The sequence below is a fragment of the Vibrio sp. QJM3NY_26 genome (assembly GCF_057786005.1).
The window spans coordinates 2,576,324-2,598,500 of the sequence record NZ_CM173515.1; the positions used below are offsets into that span (position 1 = coordinate 2,576,324).

The 22,177-nt window shown below is 43.8% G+C and carries 24 protein-coding genes; 13 read left to right on the plus strand and 11 right to left on the minus strand.

The window, feature by feature from the left end; genetic code table 11:
* Positions 1–144 precede the first annotated feature (144 nt).
* The gene (ligA, locus tag AC3CH4_RS11300) at positions 145–2,157 is read right to left on the minus strand and encodes an NAD-dependent DNA ligase LigA (protein ID WP_488542965.1); all 2,013 of its coding nucleotides are present in this window, start codon (positions 2,155–2,157) and stop codon (positions 145–147) included.
* 92 nt (positions 2,158–2,249) lie between these two features.
* Positions 2,250–3,308: a cell division protein ZipA gene (gene zipA / locus AC3CH4_RS11305; RefSeq protein ID WP_237290329.1), complete on the minus strand. Its 1,059-nt coding sequence runs from the start codon at positions 3,306–3,308 to the stop codon at positions 2,250–2,252.
* Between the two features lie 229 nt (positions 3,309–3,537).
* Between zipA and cysZ the strand changes: the two genes are divergently transcribed.
* From cysZ to crr, 5 genes are all read left to right on the plus strand, one after another.
* Positions 3,538–4,296, plus strand: coding sequence for a sulfate transporter CysZ (gene cysZ / locus AC3CH4_RS11310; RefSeq protein ID WP_132969901.1), 759 nt, complete (start codon positions 3,538–3,540; stop codon positions 4,294–4,296).
* A 223-nt stretch (positions 4,297–4,519) separates the two neighbouring features.
* Complete coding sequence (gene cysK / locus AC3CH4_RS11315) at positions 4,520–5,488, plus strand: cysteine synthase A (protein ID WP_017079444.1); 969 nt, start codon at positions 4,520–4,522, stop codon at positions 5,486–5,488.
* Positions 5,489–5,790: 302 nt separating this feature from the next.
* Positions 5,791–6,048, plus strand: a complete 258-nt coding sequence (locus tag AC3CH4_RS11320; protein ID WP_004734263.1) for an HPr family phosphocarrier protein — start codon at positions 5,791–5,793, stop codon at positions 6,046–6,048.
* A gap of 137 nt (positions 6,049–6,185) precedes the next feature.
* Positions 6,186–7,910 (plus strand): phosphoenolpyruvate-protein phosphotransferase PtsI, encoded by a 1,725-nt coding sequence (gene ptsI / locus AC3CH4_RS11325; protein ID WP_017079443.1) that lies wholly within the window; start codon positions 6,186–6,188, stop codon positions 7,908–7,910.
* A gap of 106 nt (positions 7,911–8,016) precedes the next feature.
* Positions 8,017–8,526 (plus strand): PTS glucose transporter subunit IIA, encoded by a 510-nt coding sequence (crr, locus tag AC3CH4_RS11330; RefSeq protein ID WP_004737851.1) that lies wholly within the window; start codon positions 8,017–8,019, stop codon positions 8,524–8,526.
* Positions 8,527–9,123: 597 nt separating this feature from the next.
* Here the strand turns inward: crr and AC3CH4_RS11335 are convergent.
* The 4 genes from AC3CH4_RS11335 to AC3CH4_RS11350 all read right to left on the minus strand — a co-directional run bounded on the left by AC3CH4_RS11335 (position 9,124) and on the right by AC3CH4_RS11350 (position 13,261).
* Entirely contained in the window at positions 9,124–10,257 is a 1,134-nt protein-coding gene (locus tag AC3CH4_RS11335; RefSeq protein WP_488542966.1) for a flagellin, read from the minus strand.
* Between the two features lie 297 nt (positions 10,258–10,554).
* On the minus strand, positions 10,555–11,688 hold the full coding sequence (locus tag AC3CH4_RS11340) for a flagellin (protein WP_488542967.1): 1,134 nt from the start codon (positions 11,686–11,688) through the stop codon (positions 10,555–10,557).
* A gap of 122 nt (positions 11,689–11,810) precedes the next feature.
* The gene (locus AC3CH4_RS11345; RefSeq protein ID WP_102463645.1) at positions 11,811–12,734 is read right to left on the minus strand and encodes a Dyp-type peroxidase; all 924 of its coding nucleotides are present in this window, start codon (positions 12,732–12,734) and stop codon (positions 11,811–11,813) included.
* 65 nt (positions 12,735–12,799) lie between these two features.
* Positions 12,800–13,261, minus strand: coding sequence for a DUF2919 domain-containing protein (locus AC3CH4_RS11350; protein ID WP_029222110.1), 462 nt, complete (start codon positions 13,259–13,261; stop codon positions 12,800–12,802).
* Positions 13,262–13,370: 109 nt separating this feature from the next.
* Here AC3CH4_RS11350 and AC3CH4_RS11355 point away from each other — a divergent pair, with 109 nt between their 5' ends.
* Positions 13,371–13,715: a DUF2956 domain-containing protein gene (locus AC3CH4_RS11355; RefSeq protein WP_428783329.1), complete on the plus strand. Its 345-nt coding sequence runs from the start codon at positions 13,371–13,373 to the stop codon at positions 13,713–13,715.
* A 12-nt stretch (positions 13,716–13,727) separates the two neighbouring features.
* On the plus strand, positions 13,728–14,060 hold the full coding sequence (locus AC3CH4_RS11360) for a DUF4156 domain-containing protein (protein WP_054547623.1): 333 nt from the start codon (positions 13,728–13,730) through the stop codon (positions 14,058–14,060).
* A gap of 104 nt (positions 14,061–14,164) precedes the next feature.
* On the opposite strand, the gene AC3CH4_RS11365 is transcribed toward AC3CH4_RS11360, so the two are convergent.
* A complete protein-coding gene (locus tag AC3CH4_RS11365; protein WP_004734273.1) occupies positions 14,165–14,452 on the minus strand; it encodes a winged helix-turn-helix domain-containing protein in 288 nt (95 codons plus the stop codon).
* Between the two features lie 205 nt (positions 14,453–14,657).
* Here AC3CH4_RS11365 and AC3CH4_RS11370 point away from each other — a divergent pair, with 205 nt between their 5' ends.
* From AC3CH4_RS11370 to AC3CH4_RS11385, 4 genes are all read left to right on the plus strand, one after another.
* On the plus strand, positions 14,658–15,005 hold the full coding sequence (locus tag AC3CH4_RS11370; RefSeq protein ID WP_488542968.1) for an ArsC family reductase: 348 nt from the start codon (positions 14,658–14,660) through the stop codon (positions 15,003–15,005).
* Between the two features lie 99 nt (positions 15,006–15,104).
* Positions 15,105–16,241: a succinyl-diaminopimelate desuccinylase gene (gene dapE, locus AC3CH4_RS11375; protein WP_132969908.1), complete on the plus strand. Its 1,137-nt coding sequence runs from the start codon at positions 15,105–15,107 to the stop codon at positions 16,239–16,241.
* Between the two features lie 46 nt (positions 16,242–16,287).
* On the plus strand, positions 16,288–16,962 hold the full coding sequence (locus tag AC3CH4_RS11380) for a M15 family metallopeptidase (RefSeq protein ID WP_171312549.1): 675 nt from the start codon (positions 16,288–16,290) through the stop codon (positions 16,960–16,962).
* Positions 16,963–16,970: 8 nt separating this feature from the next.
* On the plus strand, positions 16,971–17,180 hold the full coding sequence (locus AC3CH4_RS11385; protein WP_004734277.1) for a DUF2897 family protein: 210 nt from the start codon (positions 16,971–16,973) through the stop codon (positions 17,178–17,180).
* Positions 17,181–17,345: 165 nt separating this feature from the next.
* On the opposite strand, the gene bamC is transcribed toward AC3CH4_RS11385, so the two are convergent.
* Complete coding sequence (gene bamC, locus AC3CH4_RS11390; protein WP_054547618.1) at positions 17,346–18,392, minus strand: outer membrane protein assembly factor BamC; 1,047 nt, start codon at positions 18,390–18,392, stop codon at positions 17,346–17,348.
* Between the two features lie 49 nt (positions 18,393–18,441).
* Positions 18,442–19,320, minus strand: coding sequence for a 4-hydroxy-tetrahydrodipicolinate synthase (gene dapA / locus AC3CH4_RS11395; RefSeq protein WP_488542969.1), 879 nt, complete (start codon positions 19,318–19,320; stop codon positions 18,442–18,444).
* 374 nt (positions 19,321–19,694) lie between these two features.
* On the opposite strand from dapA, the gene AC3CH4_RS11400 reads away from it, so the two are divergent.
* The gene (locus AC3CH4_RS11400) at positions 19,695–20,237 is read left to right on the plus strand and encodes a glycine cleavage system transcriptional repressor (RefSeq protein ID WP_017079431.1); all 543 of its coding nucleotides are present in this window, start codon (positions 19,695–19,697) and stop codon (positions 20,235–20,237) included.
* A gap of 12 nt (positions 20,238–20,249) precedes the next feature.
* Positions 20,250–20,720 carry a thioredoxin-dependent thiol peroxidase gene (gene bcp, locus AC3CH4_RS11405; protein WP_017079430.1) on the plus strand — a complete coding sequence of 157 codons (471 nt, stop codon included), beginning with the start codon at positions 20,250–20,252 and terminating at the stop codon, positions 20,718–20,720.
* A 138-nt stretch (positions 20,721–20,858) separates the two neighbouring features.
* Here the strand turns inward: bcp and AC3CH4_RS11410 are convergent, their stop codons facing one another.
* Complete coding sequence (locus tag AC3CH4_RS11410; protein ID WP_054547617.1) at positions 20,859–21,935, minus strand: AI-2E family transporter; 1,077 nt, start codon at positions 21,933–21,935, stop codon at positions 20,859–20,861.
* Entirely contained in the window at positions 21,928–22,167 is a 240-nt protein-coding gene (locus AC3CH4_RS11415; protein ID WP_017107216.1) for a sulfurtransferase TusA family protein, read from the minus strand. The genes AC3CH4_RS11410 and AC3CH4_RS11415 overlap by 8 nt, the downstream gene beginning before the upstream one ends.
* Positions 22,168–22,177 lie beyond the last annotated feature (10 nt).

Here is a 22,177-nt window from a genome sequence, read left to right on the forward strand (position 1 = left end):
TGTTGAGCAGCGTCACTGTCCTGATTTTAGAGTTCGTATAGGAACAAAATTCTCAACAATTAAAAAGTCATCATTTTTATATCAGAAACAAAAAAGGCACTCCCTTAAAAGGAGTGCCTTTGAGCTTTTTTTATCTGTATTTACTTACGAAATAAGGGCAATTAGATCTTCTTCCGTTCTTATTTCGATACCTAAATCTTGTGCTTTAGTCAGTTTAGAACCAGCGGCTTCACCAGCAAATAAGATATCCGTTTTCTTAGACACGCTACCGGTTACTTTTGCACCTAAAGCCTGCAAAGCGGCTTTCGCTTCACTACGACCTAATTGCGACAATGAACCCGTCAACACAACCACTTTACCTTCTAACGGTAGCTCTTGGTCATCTGCAACAGCTTCGATTGCAGGCCAGTTAACACCAAGCTCTAGCAACTGCTCGACTACGGCTCTGTTTTTCTCCTGCGAGAAGAAGCTCGTGAGGTGACTTGCTACGATGTCACCAATATCTGACACTTCAACCAACTGTTCATGAGTGGCATCTTGAACCAACTCCAACGTCTTAAAGTGCTGAGCTAAGTTCATAGCCGTCGCTTCACCCACTTCGCGAATCCCTAGAGAATAAAGGAAACGCGCTAATGTCGTGTCTTTGGCTTTATTAAGCGCACTCACTACATTCTGTGCCGATTTAGGCCCCATACGGTCAAGAACCGTAATAACGCCAGCGCTTAACTTAAATAGATCGGCTGGAGTTTCTACCATTTCACGGTCTACAAGCTGCTCGATCACTTTTACGCCAAGACCATCAACATCCAGCGCCTTTCTAGACACAAAGTGCTTAAGCGCTTCTTTACGCTGTGCCTGACAGACTAAGCCACCAGTACAACGCGCTACAGCCTCTCCCTCAACGCGCTCTACTGCAGAGTTACATACTGGGCAAGCATCAGGGAATACAATGTCTCTAGCGCTATCAGGGCGGCGATCTTGCACAACAGCTACAATCTGTGGAATAACATCACCAGCACGACGAATGATTACGCTATCTCCGACCTTCACACCTAAACGAGCAATCTCATCAGCGTTGTGCAACGTGGCATTACTTACCGTCACACCACCAACAAAGATAGGTTCTAGTTTAGCCACCGGCGTAATTGCGCCTGTACGACCCACCTGAAACTCAACATCGTTAAGTAATGTAATCTCTTCTTGAGCGGGAAATTTGTATGCAATAGCCCAACGAGGTGCTCGTGCAACAAAGCCTAGAGTGACTTGTGCGGCAATGTCATCAACCTTAATCACTACACCGTCAATCTCATAAGCCAAAGCATCACGACGAGTCATAATATCTTGATAGTACGCTTTTACGTCCTCAAGCGAGCTTAGCTGCTTAGTTTCAGGACACATTGGCAAACCCCAGCCTTTCAGCTGCAAGAAGCGTTGATAGTGGCTATTCGAAAGCTCAGCTCCTTGAACAACACCGACACTGTATGCGTAGAAAGCCAGTGGACGTTTCGCTGTAATGCGAGAATCAAGTTGACGCAGGCTACCTGCAGCGGCGTTGCGTGGGTTAACAAAAACTTTGTCGCCCTTCTTCAAAGCCAACTCATTCAGTTTATCGAAGCCTGCTTTAGGCATAAACACTTCACCACGAACCTCAATACGTTCTGGCCAACCTTCGCCTTGCAACTTAAGCGGAATCGAGCTGATCGTTCGTACGTTTTCTGTGATGTTTTCGCCAGTAGCGCCATCACCACGCGTTGCAGCCTGAACTAAGGTGCCATTTACATAGAGTAGGCTTACCGCTAAGCCATCAAGCTTAGGCTCACAACAGAAAGTCTTAAGATTGGCCATTGGCGCTCTATCAGACATACGCTTATTAAACGCATCCAAATCTTCATCAGAGAATGCATTGTCCAGAGAAAGCATCGGGATCTCATGAGTCACTTGAGTGAAGCCATCGAGAGGCTGACCACCGACACGTTGGCTCGGAGAATCCACCGTCACAAGCTCTGGATTCTCTTCCTCGATCTTTAGCAACTGTTGCATCAATCGATCGTACTCGACATCAGGGATCTCAGGGCTATCTTCTACATAATAACGAACGGCATGATAGTGCAGAGTTTCTCTTAACTGCTCTAAGGTAACTTGAATCGATTCTTTCATATCATTCTCTGTCGTGATTGAAATATCAAAAAGGGCTCCCTTAGGAGCCCTTTTCTATAAATATAGATTATTTACAAGGCTAAACAATACGGCTAGGCATTCGTAGCGGTCATAAAGTCTCTGATTTGCTTGCGGTAGTCTGACAAACGATTGGGCGTCATTAAGTTACGTGACTCGTCCAAAACGTTTCCGCCCATATCATCAGCAATTTTCTGAGCTGCACTCAGCATTACATTAAAGTTCTGATCAGCTTGACCGTAACAAGGCAGCGTCATAAAGAACGAAATACCTTTCGTTGTAAAGTCAGCAGGATCATCATGTTCTAGAGTTCCCGGCTGCATCATGTTCGCAACACTGAAAATAACTTTTGGCTCATCGCTAGATTGTGCAAAACAATGGTAGATAGACATCTCACCATAAGTTAGGCCGTTATTCTCCATACTACGGAAAAGTTCAGTCCCTACGAATGGGATTTCTCCAGCACAGTGAACATTGAGAACAATAACTTCTAGGCCAAGCTCTTCATCTGGCTTAGCTTCTTCAGTAGACGCTGCGTTTTGTGTAGCAACGACTTCTTTAGCAACGTCTACTTGAGTAACAAGCGGTTCACTTGGCGTCAGTGCTTTGTTAGGAGCTAGCGGCTCGGTAACCGAATCAGAAGCTTCTTCAAACGAACCGTACTGCTCTTGAAAACCAGCATGACTTTCTTTTTGCTCGTCAGTCAATTCAAAGCTTGGAACCTCTGGTTCAGTGGCCTCTTGTATGTCTTCAGGTTCACTCTCGATCTGAATTGGTTCTTCTTTAACACTGAAGGAAGGAAGATCATTCAATTCGATGTCGTCTTCGATAACTTCTTTCGTTTGTGGCGCAGTAAGCGGATCTGAGTCAATCAGCGGATCAGTCTCAGATGGTGAGACTGCAAAATCCGGCTCTTTACGCTCTTTTCGGATTATCTCAAAATCATCTTCTGGGGCGAATGAACGGTTTGGGATCGTTTCTGCTTCATCTAAGCTGTCGTTATCAAGCTTACCAAGCGGCTTATCTCCAAACTTTGCTTTCCCTTCTTTTTTACTCGTCCATAGACCATGGAACAATAATGCGGCGATAGCTAATGCGCCAACAATAATGAGTACAAATCGCAATTCCTGCATTTTTCGCTCTCAGCTTTCTTAGTCGACTAGCTATAAACACGCTGTCACTAAGTTGGGTTAATTTGGCTAATCTCACTACTCTATCAAAAGTAGCCACTGTTTTAGAACAACTTAATACAATTAGTTCCTTACATGGTGTGATTTTCACCACGCTTTTTTTCTTAATTTCGGTCTAGTACACTAGGGATGTTTGCTATTTAACCAAATTCACATGTGACCTAATTTTAATATGACTATTGAATCTGTTCCCCGCTCAGGCTTTGGCTATTTTATTTTCGGAATAAAAATCGCTTTGTCGCCGAGCATTCGTAAGTTTGTTTTACTTCCACTCATCGCTAACGTGTTACTCGTTGGTGGTGCTTTGTTTTATATCTTTTCCAACCTCAACACTTGGATTGAAGGATGGATTGGTGCATTGCCAAGCTTCTTGTCGTGGTTGTCATACATTTTATGGCCGCTACTTGTCATAACCGTCTTGGCCACTTTTTCGTATTTCTTTAGCACGCTCGCTAACTTCATTGCTGCGCCGTTCAATGGATTACTCGCAGAAAAGGTAGAAGAGCTACTTAGTGGCAAAAAAGTCAATGACGATGGTTTACTTGATGTCCTCAAAGATACGCCACGTATATTAGCGAGAGAATGGCGCAAACTTGTCTACGTTCTGCCAAAAGCGATCGGTTTATTCCTACTTTTGTTAATTCCAGCACTAGGACAAACCGTTGCACCGTTTTTATGGTTCATCTTCACCGCATGGATGCTCGCTATCCAGTACGCTGATTACCCATTTGATAACCATAAAATCAAATTCGATGATATGAGAAACATTTTGAAACAAAAACAAGGTAAGACCTACAGCTTCGGTGCGCTTGTTTCTGTGTTTACGACAATTCCAATTTTAAACCTGATCGTAGTGCCTGTTGCGGTTTGTGGTGCCACAGCCATGTGGGTTGTTGAATTCAAAGAACAAGCATTAGACTCTCGTCGATAAACGCCCCCACTTACCTGTCCGCGCCTATCTTTTGAAAATTCAATGACCAGTAAAGATAGGCGTGAACTCTCCTACATATCTATATGATATAACTTTTTAATCCTTTTACCTTTTTTTCAAGTTGTTTAATCTAAATTCAAGCTGAACAAACATCGAAAGACACTAGACGGTAAAGTGATTGATATACTACGTTTAGTTCTGTCATTAAATGAAGGAATATCGCATGAGCAAGATCTACGAAGACAACACCCTAACGATTGGTAACACACCGCTAGTCCGCCTTAACAAAGTAAGCAAAGGTAACGTCCTAGCTAAGATCGAAGCTCGTAACCCAAGCTTCAGTGTTAAGTGTCGTATCGGTTCAAACATGATCTGGGAAGCAGAAAAAGCAGGTACTCTTAAACCAGGTATCGAGCTTGTTGAACCTACCAGTGGTAATACAGGTGTTGCTCTTGCATTCGTAGCAGCCGCTCGCGGTTACAAGCTAACGCTAACTATGCCTGAGTCAATGAGCCTAGAGCGTCGTAAGTTGCTTAAAGCACTAGGTGCAAACTTAGTACTGACTGAAGCACCAAAAGGCATGAACGGCGCGATAGCTAAAGCAGAAGAAATTGTCGCTTCAGACCCAGAAAAGTATCTGCTGCTTCAGCAATTCAACAACCCAGCTAACCCACAAATTCACGAGAAGACAACTGGTCCTGAAATTTGGGAAGCAACAGATGGCGAAATCGATGTATTTGTCGCTGGCGTAGGTACCGGTGGTACGCTTACTGGTACAAGCCGTTACATTAAAGGCGAGAAAGGTAAAGCGATCACTTCTGTAGCGGTTGAACCAGCAGAGTCTCCAGTGATTGCACAAGCGCTTGCTGGCGAAGAAATCAAACCAGCTCCGCACAAAATCCAAGGTATTGGTGCGGGCTTTATCCCTGGGAACCTAGATTTAGACCTTATCGACCGTGTAGAGCCAGTAACTTCTGAAGAAGCGATTGAGATGGCTCAACGCCTAATGAAAGAGGAAGGTATTCTAGCGGGCATCTCATCTGGCGCTGCAGTAGTAGCGGCGAACAGAATCGCGGAACTACCTGAATTTGCAGGAAAAACCATTGTCACTGTGCTTCCAAGCTCTGGCGAACGTTACCTAAGTACAGCCCTATTTGCAGGCATCTTTACGGAGAAAGAGAACCAACAATAATATGTGGTCAAATCAATTTTTCGTCCAAAAAAGCCCCGTTTAGGGGCTTTTTTGTTGATCCCTGCCCCACCTTTGGTAATATCGGGTCTGTTTTATTTTTCGCTTCAAAATAAAAGAAGCAATAAACAAATTCTGAAAGTCATGAGTACTCAACAAAAGACGACCATGGCTGGATAAAAATTTATAATCAGTCTAAGTTCTAACACGAACATAGCGTACTAGCCTCTAGCGAACTTACGTTAAAGCAGTTAAGCTGAACTGGTTACAAACTTACAAAAAATAAATTAATTGGGGTATATCAAATGTACGAGAAGCAAGTAGAAATCACAGCAGAAAACGGCCTTCACACACGTCCAGCTGCACAGTTCGTTAAAGAAGCAAAATCTTTCGATGCTGACATCACAGTGACTTCTAACGGCAAAAGCGCTAGCGCGAAAAGCCTGTTCAAGCTACAAACTTTAGGCCTAGTAAAAGGTACTAACGTTACTATTTCAGCTGAAGGCCCTCAAGCTCAGCAAGCAGTAGACCACCTAGTTGCTCTTATGGATCAACTACACTAATACGGTCTCCTTCTTTCAAAGCCATTTTGCACAGCAAAGTGGCTTTGTTCGAAATAGATAGCGATAAGCGCGACATTTAGTCGACGACTTAAAGTCACACATTCTCCCGTTTACAGTTGAACAACTAAGGTAAGGCTATGATTTCAGGCATCCTAGCATCTCCTGGTATTGCTTTCGGTAAAGCACTACTACTTCAAGAAGATGAAATTGTCCTAAACACTCAATCTATCTCAGACGATCAAGTTGAAGCAGAAGTTCAGCGTTTTTTTGACGCTCGTAACAAATCTTCTCAACAACTTGAAGTTGTAAAGCAAAAAGCACTTGAAACTTTTGGCGAAGAAAAAGAAGCAATCTTTGAAGGCCATATCATGCTGCTTGAAGATGAAGAGCTAGAAGAAGAGATTTTAGCACTCATCAAGAAAGACAAAATGCACGCAGACAACGCGATCTACACAGTGATCGAAGAGCAAGCTGTTGCACTTGAGTCACTTGATGATGAGTACCTAAAAGAACGTGCGACTGATATCCGTGATATCGGCACTCGCTTCGTTAAAAATGCACTAGGCATTAACATTGTGTCTCTAGCAGATATCAATGAACAGGTTATCCTAGTTGCTTACGACCTAACGCCATCTGAAACTGCACAAATCAACCTAGACTACGTTCTTGGTTTCGCTTGTGACATCGGCGGTCGTACATCTCATACTTCAATCATGGCACGTTCACTTGAGCTTCCAGCTATCGTTGGTACTAACGATATCACTAAGCAAGTTAAGAACGGCGACATGCTTGTGCTAGACGCGATGAACAACAAGATCATCATCAACCCTTCTGACGCTGAATTAGCAGAAGCTAAGAAAATCAAATCTGATTTTGAAGCAGAAGCGGCTGAACTAGCAAAACTCAAAGACCTACCAGCTATCACGCTTGATAACCATCAAGTAGAAGTTTGCGGCAACATCGGTACAGTTAAAGACTGTGACGGTATCCTGCGCAACGGTGGCGAAGGTGTTGGTCTGTACCGTACTGAATTCCTATTCATGGACCGTACAGCACTTCCTACTGAAGAAGAGCAATACGTTGCTTACAAAGAAGTAGCTGAAGCAATGCACGGTGAGTCAGTGATTATCCGTACTATGGATATCGGTGGCGATAAAGATCTTCCATACATGGATCTTCCACAAGAAATGAACCCGTTCCTAGGCTGGCGTGCAGTACGTATCAGCTTGGATCGTCGTGAAATCTTACGTGACCAACTACGCGGCATTCTTCGTGCATCTGCACACGGTAAGCTACGTATCATGTTCCCAATGATCATTTCTATTGAAGAGATCCGTGAACTGAAAAAAGCAATCGAAGAGTACAAAGTTGAACTTCGCGCTGAAGGTCATGCTTTCGATGAAGACATCGAAATTGGCGTAATGGTTGAGACTCCAGCAGCTGCTGCAATCGCACACCACCTTGCTAAAGAAGTGGCTTTCTTCTCTATCGGTACTAACGATCTAACGCAATACACTCTTGCAGTTGACCGTGGTAACGAGATGATTTCTCACCTTTACAACCCACTATCTCCAGCGGTTCTTCTTGTAATCAAGCAAGTAATCGATGCTTCTCATAAAGAAGGCAAGTGGACAGGTATGTGTGGCGAGCTAGCAGGCGATGAGCGTGCAACTCTACTTCTTCTTGGTATGGGTCTAGATGAGTTCTCTATGAGCGGTATCTCTATCCCTAAAGTTAAGAAAGTAATCCGTAACTCTAACTTCGCAGAAGTTAAAGCTATGGCTGACGAAGCGCTATCTCTACCTACAGCTGCAGAAATTGAAGCTTGCGTAGAAAAATTCATCGCTGAGAAAACTCAGTAATCACCAAGAGCTTAATAAAGTTAGACGGCTAAAAATAGTCGTCTAATTTGTTAGATTGGTATAGTATATTCTACAGAATAAAACTAAACGTTAGGAGCATGACACAATGGGTCTGTTTGACAAACTGAAAAAGCTTGTATCTGATGACAGCGCTGATGCTGGTGCAATCGAAATCATCGCACCTCTTTCTGGTGAAATCGTAAACATCGAAGACGTGCCAGATGTAGTTTTCGCTGAAAAAATCGTTGGTGACGGCATCGCTATCAAACCAGCTGGCGATAAAATGGTAGCTCCAGTTAACGGTACTATCGGTAAGATCTTCGAAACTAACCACGCATTCTCTATTGAGTCTGACGACGGTGTTGAGCTTTTCGTTCACTTCGGTATCGATACTGTTGAACTTAAAGGCGAAGGCTTCACTCGTGTAGCTGAAGAAGGTCAATCTGTTAAAGCTGGTGACACTATCATCACTTTCGACCTAGCGCTTCTAGAAGAGAAAGCGAAATCTACGCTTACTCCAGTTGTTATCTCTAACATGGACGAAATCAAGGAGCTGAACAAGCTTTCTGGTTCTGTAACTGTTGGCGAAACTCCAGTTCTTAAAGTAACTAAGTAATTTCGATTACTTATCTGCTTTAATTAAAACGCTACCTAAGGGTGGCGTTTTTTGTGCCTGCTATATTTGTTCAATACCTCAGATAGGCATTACTGACTATCACACCGAACCCCTTCTCCTAGCTCCCTCAACCAATGAAAACTACACTGACCGTTTATCTCCTGCTATCCGACCTAGTTTTTTACTAAACGTTGTTAAGCGCTATTCAAGGCATTTCGCCTATACATCAAATTACACTTGTGAATTTTAACAAACAGAGATCTCTGATATCTCGTTCTACTCGATTCTGAGATACGACTAAAGACTTCGATTCAGGTAAACAATGGATCAATACCGCCCTATAGTCGTCACTCCCTACAGTGAGGAACGAGCGTGATAGGGAATCTCGCTTTTGCTTCTGTTTACCCGCACAGCACTTTTCCAAATATATCTTAGCTAAATAACAGGCAATAAAAAACCCAGCCGAAGCTGGGTCTGTTTAGCGCTCATCTCTCACCACGAGCTAATTTGTGGAAGCCTAACGTTAACGTTTATGATCAACAGCACTTATGATCAACAGCGCTTATAACCAACTTAGCAACGTGGCCTTTCAATCGATTAACCTAGTAGGCTAAGTGCCGAGTTCGGAGCTTGCTTCGCTTGAGCAAGGATCGAGCTTGAAGCTTGAGAAAGGATCTGAGACTTAGTCATCTGAGTCGTTTCTTTCGCGAAATCGGTATCTTTAATACGACTCTTAGATGCGTTAACGTTCTCGTTAATGTTGTCTAAGTTGCTGATAGCGTGGTCGAAACGGTTTTGGAAAGCACCCAGTTCAGCACGGTGGCTATCTACATACTTAAGTGCCGCATCGATAACTGCAACAGATTCTTGCGCGCCGCCAACTGATGTTACGTCGATAGTATCAACCGTTACTTCTTTGCCAGGTTGCATGCCTAGTTCGCCAGCAAGGCTACCTGAGAATGCCACTTCGCCTTCAACTTTGTTGTTACCAGTAAACATTTGTAGCTTACCGTCTTCAGTTACAGACGCTTTAACAGAGTCTTGTTGACCGTTGATGTACGTTGCTAGCTCTTCGATGTCATCGCCCGCTTTCGCAGACACATCGATTTCTTGTGCTTGACCGAAGTTATCAGTGAACGACATTTTTAGGTCGTTTGCGCCAGCTTGAACATTCCAGTCTTTATCTTTCGCGTTCTCAGTTTGGTAGCTTTTACCACCCATCTGAGCGTTATCAGAGCGCATGTCTTTCAGTTGAAGCATTACCGCTTCACCGTTGTCCGCACCGATTTGGAATGATTTAGTACCGTGAGTACCGTTAAGCAGCTTGTTGCCACCAAAAGACGTGGTTTCCGCGATACGGTTCAGTTCGTCGTTCAGAGCTGTTACTTCTTCTTGAATCGCTACACGCTCAGATTTTGAGTTTGAGCCGTTTGAAGATTGTAGAGACAAATCACGCATACGTTGCAGGATGTTGGTTGTCTCGTTCATTGCACCTTCAGCAGTTTGTGCAATAGAGATACCGTCGTTCGCGTTACGCACAGCAACATCAAGACCACGACTCTGAACGTTCAAACGGTTCGAGATTTGTAGGCCCGCAGCGTCATCTTTCGCGCTGTTGATTTTAGAGCCTGAAGCTAGACGCTCCATTGATGTTTGTTGTGCGCTGTTTGCGTTGTTTAGGTAACGTTGTGCTGTCATCGCTGAAACGTTGGTATTTACATTCACTGCCATGGTGACTTCTCCAATTGATTTTCCGGTATAGCGGTTTCCGACGTCTCGGAAAACCAAGTAGTTATCTCTAAGTTACTATTAATAACGGCGTGAATGCTGAAACCTTTAGGAAAAAAACAACAAAATTAAAGAAATAGCGATAAAGAAGAAGAAAGCGTGACTGGCCGTAAAATTATCAAAAAAAGATGAGAAAAGCGCTAAAGTTGTCGAGATGTCAGTCGAGCGAGAAGTTGTATTTTTATTAACCAAAGGGCTTTAGTTAAGCTGAACTACCTTTATAAGATTTGAGGTAATTTATTAACCGAGCAAGGTTAAAGCAAGATTCGGCGCTTGCTTTGCTTGAGCCAGTATTGTGGTGCTCACTTGCTGCAATATTTGCTGCTTGAGCATTTGAGTGGTCTCTTTGGCGTAATCGGTATCTTTGATTCGGCTGTTGGATGTCGCCAAGTTCTCATGAACATTTTCGAGATTATTAATCGCATGATCAAAGCGGTTTTGCATCGCGCCTAACTCAGAACGATGACTATCCACGTACTTCATCGCCGTATCTAAAATAGAAACTGCACGCTGCGCGCCACCTACATCAGTGACATTGATGTCATCGACTGATTCGTAATAACCCGCCGACATCGAAAGCTCACTGGCTAACGAACCTGAGAAAGAGATCGTGCCTGCAGTGTCTTCGCCAGACATATAGATCTGAAGCTGCCCTTCATCATTGACGGAAGCAGAGACTTGATCCGTTTGACCATTAATATAGGTCGCCAACTCTTCAATATCATCACCTGCTTTAGCATTAATGGTGAGCTCTTGTGGCTGACCAGAACGGTCGGTAAACGACATCGTCATATCATTCTGGTTGGATTTGACTGCCCACGAGTCACTTGCCATGCCATTGGCGACATAGCTAAAACCACCCATATTGATGTCATCGGTGCGCATGTTTTTCAAACCTATCTGCACCGCTTCACCAGAACTGCCACCGATTTGAAATGAAGAACTACCAAAGCTACCGTTAAGGAGTTTTTTACCGCCAAATGAGGTGGTTTCAGCAATTCGATTCAACTCATCATTTAGAGCTGTCACTTCTTCTTGAATCGCCGTTCTTTCCAACTGGCTATTCGAGCCATTGCTCGCTTGCAGCGACAAATCTCGCATGCGCTGCATGATATTGGTGGTTTCATTCATCGCTCCTTCTGCTGTCTGCATAATGGAGATACCGTCGTTAGCATTTCGAACCGCAACATCAATGCCACTCATCTGTGCTTCTAATCGATTTGAAATTTGTAAGCCAGCCGCATCGTCTTTTGCACTATTAATACGGCTCCCTGAAGCTAAGCGCTCCAAAGATTGATTCAGCATGTTATTAGCATTAGAGAGGTTTCTCTGAGCCACTAGCGCTGAGACATTTGTATTAACAGTTATAGCCATAGACCTTCACTTACAAAAAGATGAATAAAACTCACGATTGCTCTTATATCGACCAGTTCATCTAAAGCTTTAATAAAAAAAGGAGCCCTGAGGCTCCCGTTCTTTACTGCATACAAGGTGATTTACTTAATCGTTAATGCACTCAACATGTCAGTCGAAGGCGCAAAGTAGTAAGCGCCTGTCACTGCTTTAGTAAAGCGAAGCAGTTGGTCTGTTTTACCATCTGTTACGCCGTACATGCTCTCTAACATCGCATCGAAGTTATGACGAACGTTACAGTAAGCAATGAACAGTAAGCCGTGATCGCCCGTAGCGGTACCGTAAGGTAGGCTGTGACGAACAATCTTAAGACCCTTTCCTTCTTCTTTGATATCCACGCGACCAACGTGAGACGCCGCTGGAACATCATCTAGCTCGATAGAGTCAGGTTTAGTGCGGCCAACCACTTTCTCTTGTGCTGAGACATTCAATCGATTCCAAGCTGGAAGGTTGTGCACAAAACGCTGCACCATCACATAACTACCACCCGCGAATTCACCTTCAGGAACAATCGCTACTTCAGCGCGCTGTGCGTCTTTCGGGTTTTCAGTGCCATCAACGAAATCAGTCATGTCACGAGAATCTAGGAAGCGGTAACCGTATGTTTCATCAACTACTTCAACGTCCACAGCTACTTCAGATAGCAATTTACGTAAGATAAAGAAGTGCAGATCGTGTCTATTTGAATGACAGTGAATCAGAACATCAGACAATGTGCTCGGTGCAGTGACATCACCTTCTCCAAGCGCAGGAAAATCAATCAAATCAGAAGGAGCAGCTTGCTCGAACTTATCCCAAAAAGCTTTTGAAAACGCAACTGACGCCGTTAAGTTCGCATCTGGTTGAGTTTGGTTTAGTTCGTCGATTAAACTCGGTAGCTTTTGAAGTTCCGCTAATACGCTAGCAGCGTTCTCATTCACTTTTAGTTGAACATAAAGAGCGAAAGGCCCTGCTTCTGGCAAGATAGCACTTTGAATTTTAGGCTGCTCATTTGAGGTGTTAAGCATAGATTAATCCTTTCATTTTTAGCTTCTAAGTATAATTGTGAATGGGGCAAATGTTTTGATGAAAATCAGTCTTCGTGCTCAACCACTTTAAAGCAATCCCTGGCGGCATGGCTATTGGTTAGATAAAGCGCTAACCATAGGAGCAACAATAGGGTGATAGCATTAGACCAACGGAACCATCCGTTATCTAAATAGATTAAATAAAGTGTATGGGTTCCTTGTGCCAAGATAGCCATCATGGAGACCCAACGTCCCCATGAAACCACTTTATTAAGGCGCTTTCTATCTGGTGATCTGAGTCCAAACAACCACATGAGTAACAAGCTCGGAATACTCAATGCAATCCCAACATAAAACATTTGATGATCTGGATAGATGATTTCGAGGATATCAGTGCCCGACTCTCGGCTTGCACCTGCAACAATGAAAACGACCAAAGCTTTCGCCAGAAATAGCCAACCTAACCATAATAGGATTGGGGCTTTTAAAAAGCCGTGCTTGTCGTATTGTTCTATGGAGTACCGCACAAATCTCACTTTCACTTATTTTCAAACCAACACTTTAACGCAAATCATTCATACTTAACTAGGTTTGCGTTATCTTATTAGTTAATCCGTTTTAATTATCGAACTCAGTATGAAAAAGAAAACTAATACACCATCTGTTGAATCTCAACAAGAAGCACTGAAGATAGCCAAAGCGACGCAAAAGCCAGCTCAAACCAAAGAACAAACCAAGTTGATTGCTCAAGGTATCGAGAAAGGCATCGCACTCTATAAAAAGCAGCAGAAAGAACGTGGCCGCCAAGCCGATAAAGCTAAAAAGCGCGTACAGAAAGAGAAGCAGACTCTGCAAGCGAACCAAGACCAAGAACAGAATGTCGACTCGAATAAAGAAACAACATCAAATTACGCCAGTAAATTGCCGTGGTTATTATTGTTCGCAAGCTGGATAGGCTTCGCGATTTATTTGATGAAATAACAGGATAAGCGTATGAAAAAGGAATTAATCGCTTTGGCTATGAGTAGCGTGCTACTTGGTTGCACGACACCGACATCAATGCCTCATAGCGAAGCTGACAACGTGCAAATGGATTTCCACGGCCTTATCAATATTGCGCAGTGCGAGTATAAAGGGGAAGTCACTGGCAGCGAGGGCCATTGGTATAGTTACCTGTTTTACCCAAACGACACCTTGATTCAGGGCGCCATGAATGAGCTCAAGTCAAATACGATTGAGCTAGGTGCAGATACCGTGATATTTACACTCCCCCAAGACTTTTCCACTTCCGTGACTATGTTGGGTACTGCCTATCTGTGTAATTAGGGAGAAACATAATTAGGTAGCTCGGAGCTCAAATGAGCAAGATGCTACCACTTCGATTTCTACTTCTACTTCTACTGCAAAAAAGAAAGCCAGCTTTCGCTGGCTTATGCACTAAATCCAAGGCTTGTTGCTATATCGCCTTTACGTTGGATAACCCATTGACTGTCAAATGGACCCCAGTCGGATAATTGGTAATAGCCATCATTATGACGTCGCCCATCTTGAACAAACATAAGTTCGATACCGATCCCCGGTAACGCCTTGAGTACATCTTGAATAGTACGACGAGGCCAACCCGTTTTTTCGATGAGTTTAGGCACATTTGGCCTATCAAGGCTTTCCACTAACAATGCTAAATATAGCCGCCTTGCAAAAACAGGACTCAACTCCATTGACACCTCCTATATATGTGCAACTCAATTATTTCTTTTTTCGCTGACAACATGTTGAGGTTGATCAATAAGTCTCCAATAGTGACATTTTCTTACTGTTTTTTTTCACTCTATGAAATATTCCTCACTCTATTTTGTCTGAATTGCAGCTTCCTGATAGGATTCAACTCATAACAACGAAATAAAATCACCCAAAGGAAGAACAATGACTATCACTATGTTTGGCATTCCGAACTGCGACACCATTAAAAAAGCAAAGAAATGGCTCGAAGCTGAAGGGATCAAGTTCGAATTTCACGATTATCGCAAACAAGGCATCACTGAAAAGTTGGTTACGACCTTCTGTTCAGAACTTGGCTGGGAACTTGTATTGAACAAACGTGGTACGACTTATCGCCAACTTTCACAAGAACAGAAAGATACATTAACGGAAGACAAAGCCGTAACTCTGCTTGTTGAGCAACCAGCAATGATTAAGCGACCGATACTAAAAGTAGACGGCAAGCTTCATATCGGATTTAAAGCCGACCAATACGCCGCTATTTTTGCTTAGAGCGTATTATTTACATAAACAGACAACTGGACGTTGTTCTCGGAATCAGCGTCCTAAAAATTAATGACTAGACGTTTTATTTAAACAAGGAATTCAAGGATGACAGATAGCCCAACTTTGGCTCTGGCAAAAGACCTCATTAGCCGCCAATCAGTAACCCCTGAAGATGCAGGCTGCCAAGATTTAATGATTGAACGCTTAAAAGCACTCGGATTCGAAATCGAAGTGATGGTATTTGAAGATACGACGAACTTTTGGGCTCGCCGTGGTACAGAGGCGCCTCTATTTGCCTTTGCTGGCCACACTGATGTTGTACCTGCAGGCCCAATTGAGCAATGGAACACTAAACCATTCGAACCGACTATCGTAGATGGTTTCCTGCACGGTCGCGGCGCGGCAGACATGAAAGGTTCTTTGGCTTCAATGATTGTTGCTGTCGAGCAGTTCATTGCTAAACACCCGGACCACAGCGGCTCAATCGGTTTCCTTATCACGTCAGATGAAGAAGGTCCTTTCATCAACGGTACGGTACGTGTTGTTGAAGCACTGATGGCTCGTGGCGAGAACATCGACATGTGTATTGTGGGTGAACCATCAAGTACTGAGTACGTCGGTGATGTCGTGAAAAACGGCCGTCGTGGTTCTATCACTGGTGACCTAACAGTTAAAGGCACACAAGGTCATGTTGCTTACCCTCACCTAGCGAACAACCCGGTACACAGCTCTCTGCTTGCGATCAATGAACTGGCTACTACCGAGTGGGATAAAGGTAATGACTACTTCCCACCAACAAGCTTCCAGATCCCAAATGTAAGTGCGGGCACAGGCGCATCAAACGTGATTCCTGGTGAGTTTAATGTTCAGTTTAACCTTCGTTTTAGCACAGAGTTAAACAACGACATCATCGTTGAGAGAATCACAAATACACTCGACAAATACGATTTCGAATACGATTTGAAATGGACATTCAATGGCGACCCGTTCTTAACAGACGCAGGCTCACTGCTTGATGCTATTGTTGATGCCGTTGGCCACGTTAATGACGTAAAACCAGCACTACTGACTACAGGTGGTACATCTGACGGGCGCTTTATTGCGCGCATGAAAGGGCAAGTCGTAGAGCTAGGTCCGGTTAATGCCACCATTCACAAGGTTAACGAATGCGTGAAAGTGGCTGACTTAGAGAAGCTAACCGACATGTATGAGAGAACATTAGTGAACCTGTTCGCTAAATAGTTCTTTCATCAGCGATTGATAGCTTCTAATTATTGAGAGACGCGTTATGACACCAGAGCAGCTTACCGGGCAATCAGATTCTCATCTGGAACCTAACCTGATTGGCACCAAGACATTCTTGGTTCACAGTAATGTCAAAGATGACCTAAACAGTTTGATTGAAGCTGCTCAACTCGCTGGCTTTAAAATGGAGATTGCCAGTGGCTTTCGCGACTATGAAAGGCAATCTCTGATTTGGAACCGTAAGTTTTCTGGTGAAGCACCAATATTAGACTCAGAAAGCCAACCACTTGATGCTTCAAGACTCAGTGAACAGCAAAAGTTGTCAGCGATACTGAGGTGGTCTGCACTGCCTGGGGCGAGTCGTCACCATTGGGGTTGTGACTTTGATGTCTTTGCTCGTAATCACTTGCCTGAAGGCACACAGCTGCAACTGGAACCATGGGAATACCTTACTGGCCACCAGCAAGCATTTTACCAATGGCTTTATGCCAATGCATCTCAATTTGGGTTCTTCTTTCCGTACAGTCAAGACCTCGGCGGTGTGGCGATAGAACCTTGGCATATCAGCCATCGAAAAGTATCGGAGTTGTGTTTATCACAGTTATCTCCCTCTTTACTTGGCAAGCAACTCCAATCTAAGCCAATATTAGGGTATGAGATTATTATGGAGCAGCTAGACGAGATCTATGCGCGCTTCGTGGCGAATATCAGTCATTAGGAGCGCTTATGTTGGAGTGGCTTACAAACCCTTGGGTTATCATCATCATCGTGGTTAGCGTTGTGGTGGGTAATATTGCTGCGCTCAAACAGACCGCCAATATGGATCTGACTGGTCGTAACAAAACAGAGAAAGACTTAGACAAGCTCAATCAATTGGATAAACAGAACCAAGAGAAAGCTCAAAAAGATGAGTCTACGGACAACAAAGACGCTTAATTTTGTAGCTCTAAGGAGCCAATCTAATTTGCTAATAATCCGCTGACGACTAATCAACGAATACAAAAAAGAGGACACAATGTGTCCTCTTTTTTATTGGCTTTAGCTAACCACAGGGCTGATATGACTAACTCTGTGGTTTTTCAGCTATGCTCATCAGTTTACTTACTCTGCATCAGCTTCTTTGTCATCTTTGGTTTGGTCAGCAACATGTGCTAATACCGGTACCATAGACTTAAGTAACGCTTCTTCTACTGGTTTACCTGATGCATCCGTTACGTTAATTGACGTACGGTTACCAAGATCACCAAACAAGAAGGTGTAAGTGCCTGGAGCCAAATCAATGGGTTGTAGGCCAATTGTTTCCCAGAATTCATCATCTGGTGCAGCATACTTAGCTTTTACAGTACCTTGAGACTGGTTACGCTCTTCAAGCTCAAAGCCCATCGTCGGTAGCAAGGTAGGCAAACGCTGCCACAATACATTGTATGGAGTACGAGCAATGATCACAGGGAAGCCACTGCGGTCAGCACCCATTGAGATTGGAATGCGTTTAACCAACTCTTGTGCTTTCAACGCCGCTTCAGCACGAAGGTTCTCATCGTACTTAGCCATCACGAGGTTCGTTAAGAACGCGTTGTAACGCTCCTTATTGGTTGCCGATACCGGCTTCTCTTCAGAGCCTTCACGCCAATCGATAAGGTTGATCTTGAAGCCATGGCGGTTGTTCGCTTGGAAACGAGAGATAGAGTAGCGACTGCCGATCTCTACTTCTTCATCTTCAGAAACCCAAGTAACCCAATCGGTCTCAATATCGTTTTCTGACTGTTCACGAATACCAATGCCACGTTGTGCCAGCATATCTACAGCCGTTTGCCACACGCGGTCTGCTTCTTCAGCACGAAGAAGCCATAGTGTCACTTCACCATTCTGACGTTCAGCTCGAGCACCAGGGATCAGCTCAAGAACCTGTTGCGGCGGACGAATATCCACTTCACGGCCTGTACCACCACTGAACTCACCGCTTGGGATGTCAAAATTTGGATAGAACTGAGGTTGAGCATCTTCAGGCAGCTGCCATTGTGAAAACTCAGGTGTTTCTAAGTATTCGAAATCATCTTTGGCTTGGCGACGTTGAGTCGGGCTGCCAGAACATGCTGTAAGAACGAAAACAGCCAGTGATCCAATCACTAGCTGGTGAGAATACTTCATTTATACTCCTAAATGCCGAAGGTTCGCTTCGGCATCACTTCATACGTTTTTAGTAAATGCACGCTTCAGTCATTGCTTGAGCAACAACGGGTTGAGCTGACTTTGACAATTCAGTCAACGGTAGACGTAAGCCACCTTCAGCAATCAGACCCATTTTATGAACCGCCCATTTTACGGGAATAGGGTTGGACTCAACGAACAAATTCTTATGTAGAGGCATCAAACGCTCATTGATCGCTTCTGCTTCTTCAAACTTGCCTTCTTTCGCTAACTTGAACATGGTTGCCATATCAGCGGCTGCAACATTGTTTGTTACAGAGATCACGCCATCGCCACCACGCTTAACAAATTCTAGACCTGTTAAGTCATCACCACTTAGTAAGATAAAATCTTCGCCACAAAGTTCACGGTGAATTGCAATTCTGTCGAGATCACCCGTCGCATCTTTAAGTGCAACGATGTTTTCGATCTCAGCAAGGCGAGCAACCGTTTCAGGTAACAAGTCTACCGCAGTACGACCCGGTACATTGTATAGGATTTGTGGAACGTCACTGACTTCAGCAATCGCTTTGTAGTGTTGGTACAAACCTTCTTGAGTCGGTTTGTTGTAGTAAGGCGTTACGCTCAGGCAACCAGCAATACCAGAACCATTCAGCAAACGGCTGAATAGAACAGATTCGTGAGTTGCATTTGCACCTGTACCAGCGATAACGGGAATACGACCATCAGCAAATTCAACGATCTTATTGACGACTTTGACATGCTCTTCAATAGTGAGTGTTGAAGACTCACCTGTTGTGCCAACCGCAACCAGACCATCACTACCTGCAGCAACATGGTGCTCAACTAACTTTTTAAGGCTGTCGAAATCCACTTCACCATCTGTATTAAATGGCGTAACTAGCGCAACGATACTTCCTGAAAACATGTCTATCTCCCTTAATTTATTCTTTTTGCATGTTACTGTAAGCCAATCAATAAACACAAGACATTAAAGTGGCTTACCGGCAACATCTGCATTAAATATTGTCGTATGTTTGAGGTAAAACGACTTCTAACGGCGTTCTACCGAGAATTTGGGTAACCTGCGCTCAATCTAGCGGATAGCACAGCACTGGATGTCAGTAACAAGTAAGCTGTGCTCTCACCGCTCAATCTCATTTTTTAACGCTCTCAATATTCTTATCATTGGTTGCATGTTAGAAGCAAGGTACCTCATAAAAAGCCCCGTACGCACGCTTATTCCACAAGCTAACTGTGCTAACATGCATGAATCAATGGAATATAAAGAGACGTGATTTTATGACTCAACATCTAGTAATCACAGCTGTGGGCACAGATCGCCCAGGTGTATGCAACCAAGTGGTTCATTTAGTCACCCAATCAGGCTGTAACATTATTGATAGCCGTATCGCTCTATTTGGCGAAGAATTTACGCTTATCATGCTGCTGTCTGGAAAGGCAAACAACATCACCCGCGTTGAAACCACCCTGCCCTTGCTTGGACAAGAGCACGACTTGATTACGATTATGAAGCGAACCTCAACTCATGATGTTATTGAGAACTCTTACACCGTAGAGGTGTTCGTTGAGTCAGACGATAAAATCGGCCTTACCGAGCAGTTTACCCAGTTCTTCGCAGACCGAAACATCGGCCTCGATTCGTTAAGTGCGCGAACCATCAATAAATCTAAAGTTCAGCTCGATAACGACCAATTCCATATCTCTATTACCGCTTCTGTGCAATCAGAATGTAATTTGATGCAGCTACAAGAAGAATTTGACGCGCTGTGTCAGAGCCTATCCGTACAAGGCTCGCTCAACTTTATCAAAAACAGTTTTTAAAAAGGAAATATCATGAATACGCTAACGGCTGGTGTTCCAGCACCTGCTTTTTCTCTTCCTGATCAAGATGGCAATATCGTATCTCTTGGTGACTTCAAAGGTAAAAAAGTCCTGTTCTATTTTTACCCAAAAGCAATGACTCCAGGTTGTATTGTGCAAGCTGAAGGCCTGCGTGATATCAAAGCACAACTTGATGACCTAAATGTGGTTGTTCTAGGTGTGAGTGTTGATCCAGTAAAACGCCTACCAAATTTCGTCGAGAAGAAATCTCTAAACTTCACACTGCTATCTGATGAAGACCACAGCGTTGCTGAACAGTTTGGCGTTTGGGGCGAGAAGAAATTCATGGGTAAAGTGTACGACGGTCTGCACCGTATTAGCTTCCTAATTGATGAAGAAGGCCAGATTGAACACGTCTTCAACAAGTTCAAGACTAAAACTCACCACGAAGTGGTTCTAGACTACTTCAATCCAGAAGCTTAATGTTGTTTCTAGTGAATTAATGACCTAATTTCATACCTAGATGATCTAAGTTAACAATTGACTAAGCCAAATACAAAAAGGCCGAATATCATGGATATTCGGCCTTTTTAATACTTACTCAACTGTATTGTTCTTCAATTACGATTGATGCTCAGGGTCATCGTCGAGAGCATGACTCGGTAAAGCATTCCAAACCGCTTTTACCAGCGTAGCAAGCGGGATAGCGAAGAACACGCCCCAGAATCCCCACAATCCGCCAAACACTAATACCGCTACAATAATCGCTACTGGGTGTAGGTTCACGGCTTCAGAGAACAGAACAGGAACGAGCACGTTGCCATCTAGTGCTTGGATAATACCGTAAGCAAGAAGCAGCCAGTAAAATTGAGGCTCTAATCCCCACTGGAACAGGCCAACAATCGCAACTGGAACGGTCACAGCTGCCGCACCGATATAAGGAATCAGTACCGAGAAGCCGACCGCGACAGCCAACAGAGCTGAATAACGCAAATCTAGAATCGCAAAGGTCACATAGCTGACACCACCGACGATCAAGATCTCAAGCACCTTGCCGCGAATGTAGTTCGAGATTTGTTGGTTCATCTCAACCCAAACCTTGGTCGCTAGACGACGATTTTTCGGTAGCACGCCACTCGCCATGCTAATCATCTCTTCTTTATCTTTTAGTAAGAAGAAGATAAGCAGCGGCACAAGAATCAAGTAAACCGCAAGCGTAGCCAAGCTCACAAGAGAAGCTAAAGAACCTTTAACAACACTTTCACCAAAGCCCAATGCTTTATTTTTCGCGTTAGACACAATCGATTCAACGATCTGCAAGTTTGCTAACTCAGGATAGCGCTCAGGAATCGTCGCGATGAACTTCTGTAAGCCGCCATACATGCTTGGAATATCATTGATGAGATTACCCACTTGCTCCCAAATGGTCGGTACCAAACCAAATATCGCCAATAGCATCACGCTAAAGAACATTAAGATCACCAACATCACTGAAGGGGTTCTTGGAACACCGAGTCTTTGAAGTTGGGTAACCGGCCACTCAAGTAAGTAAGCCAACACAATAGCCACCAACAATGGCGCGATGAGATGACCAAAGAAGTAGATCGTAATAAAGCCGAATAGAATGATGGCAACCAAACTGACAGCATGGGGATCAGAGAAACGTCGTTTATACCAACGATTGACCATTTCAAGCATCTGACTGCAATTCCTTTTTAGTGACGAGGATATGATGGTAATTAGAGCAAACCTCAGCGATGACGTCATAGGCTTGCTTAGACAAAAAAGTAACAATATCTTTCATCGAGCTGTTATCAGAGACATAAATTGACAATGACTGTCCTACTTCTAACTTTACACTGTGACGCTTGGCTAATAATAAAGCCATTGGACATCGCTCTTGGCGTAAATCTAGAATATTAGGTGTCATTCTTGGGCTC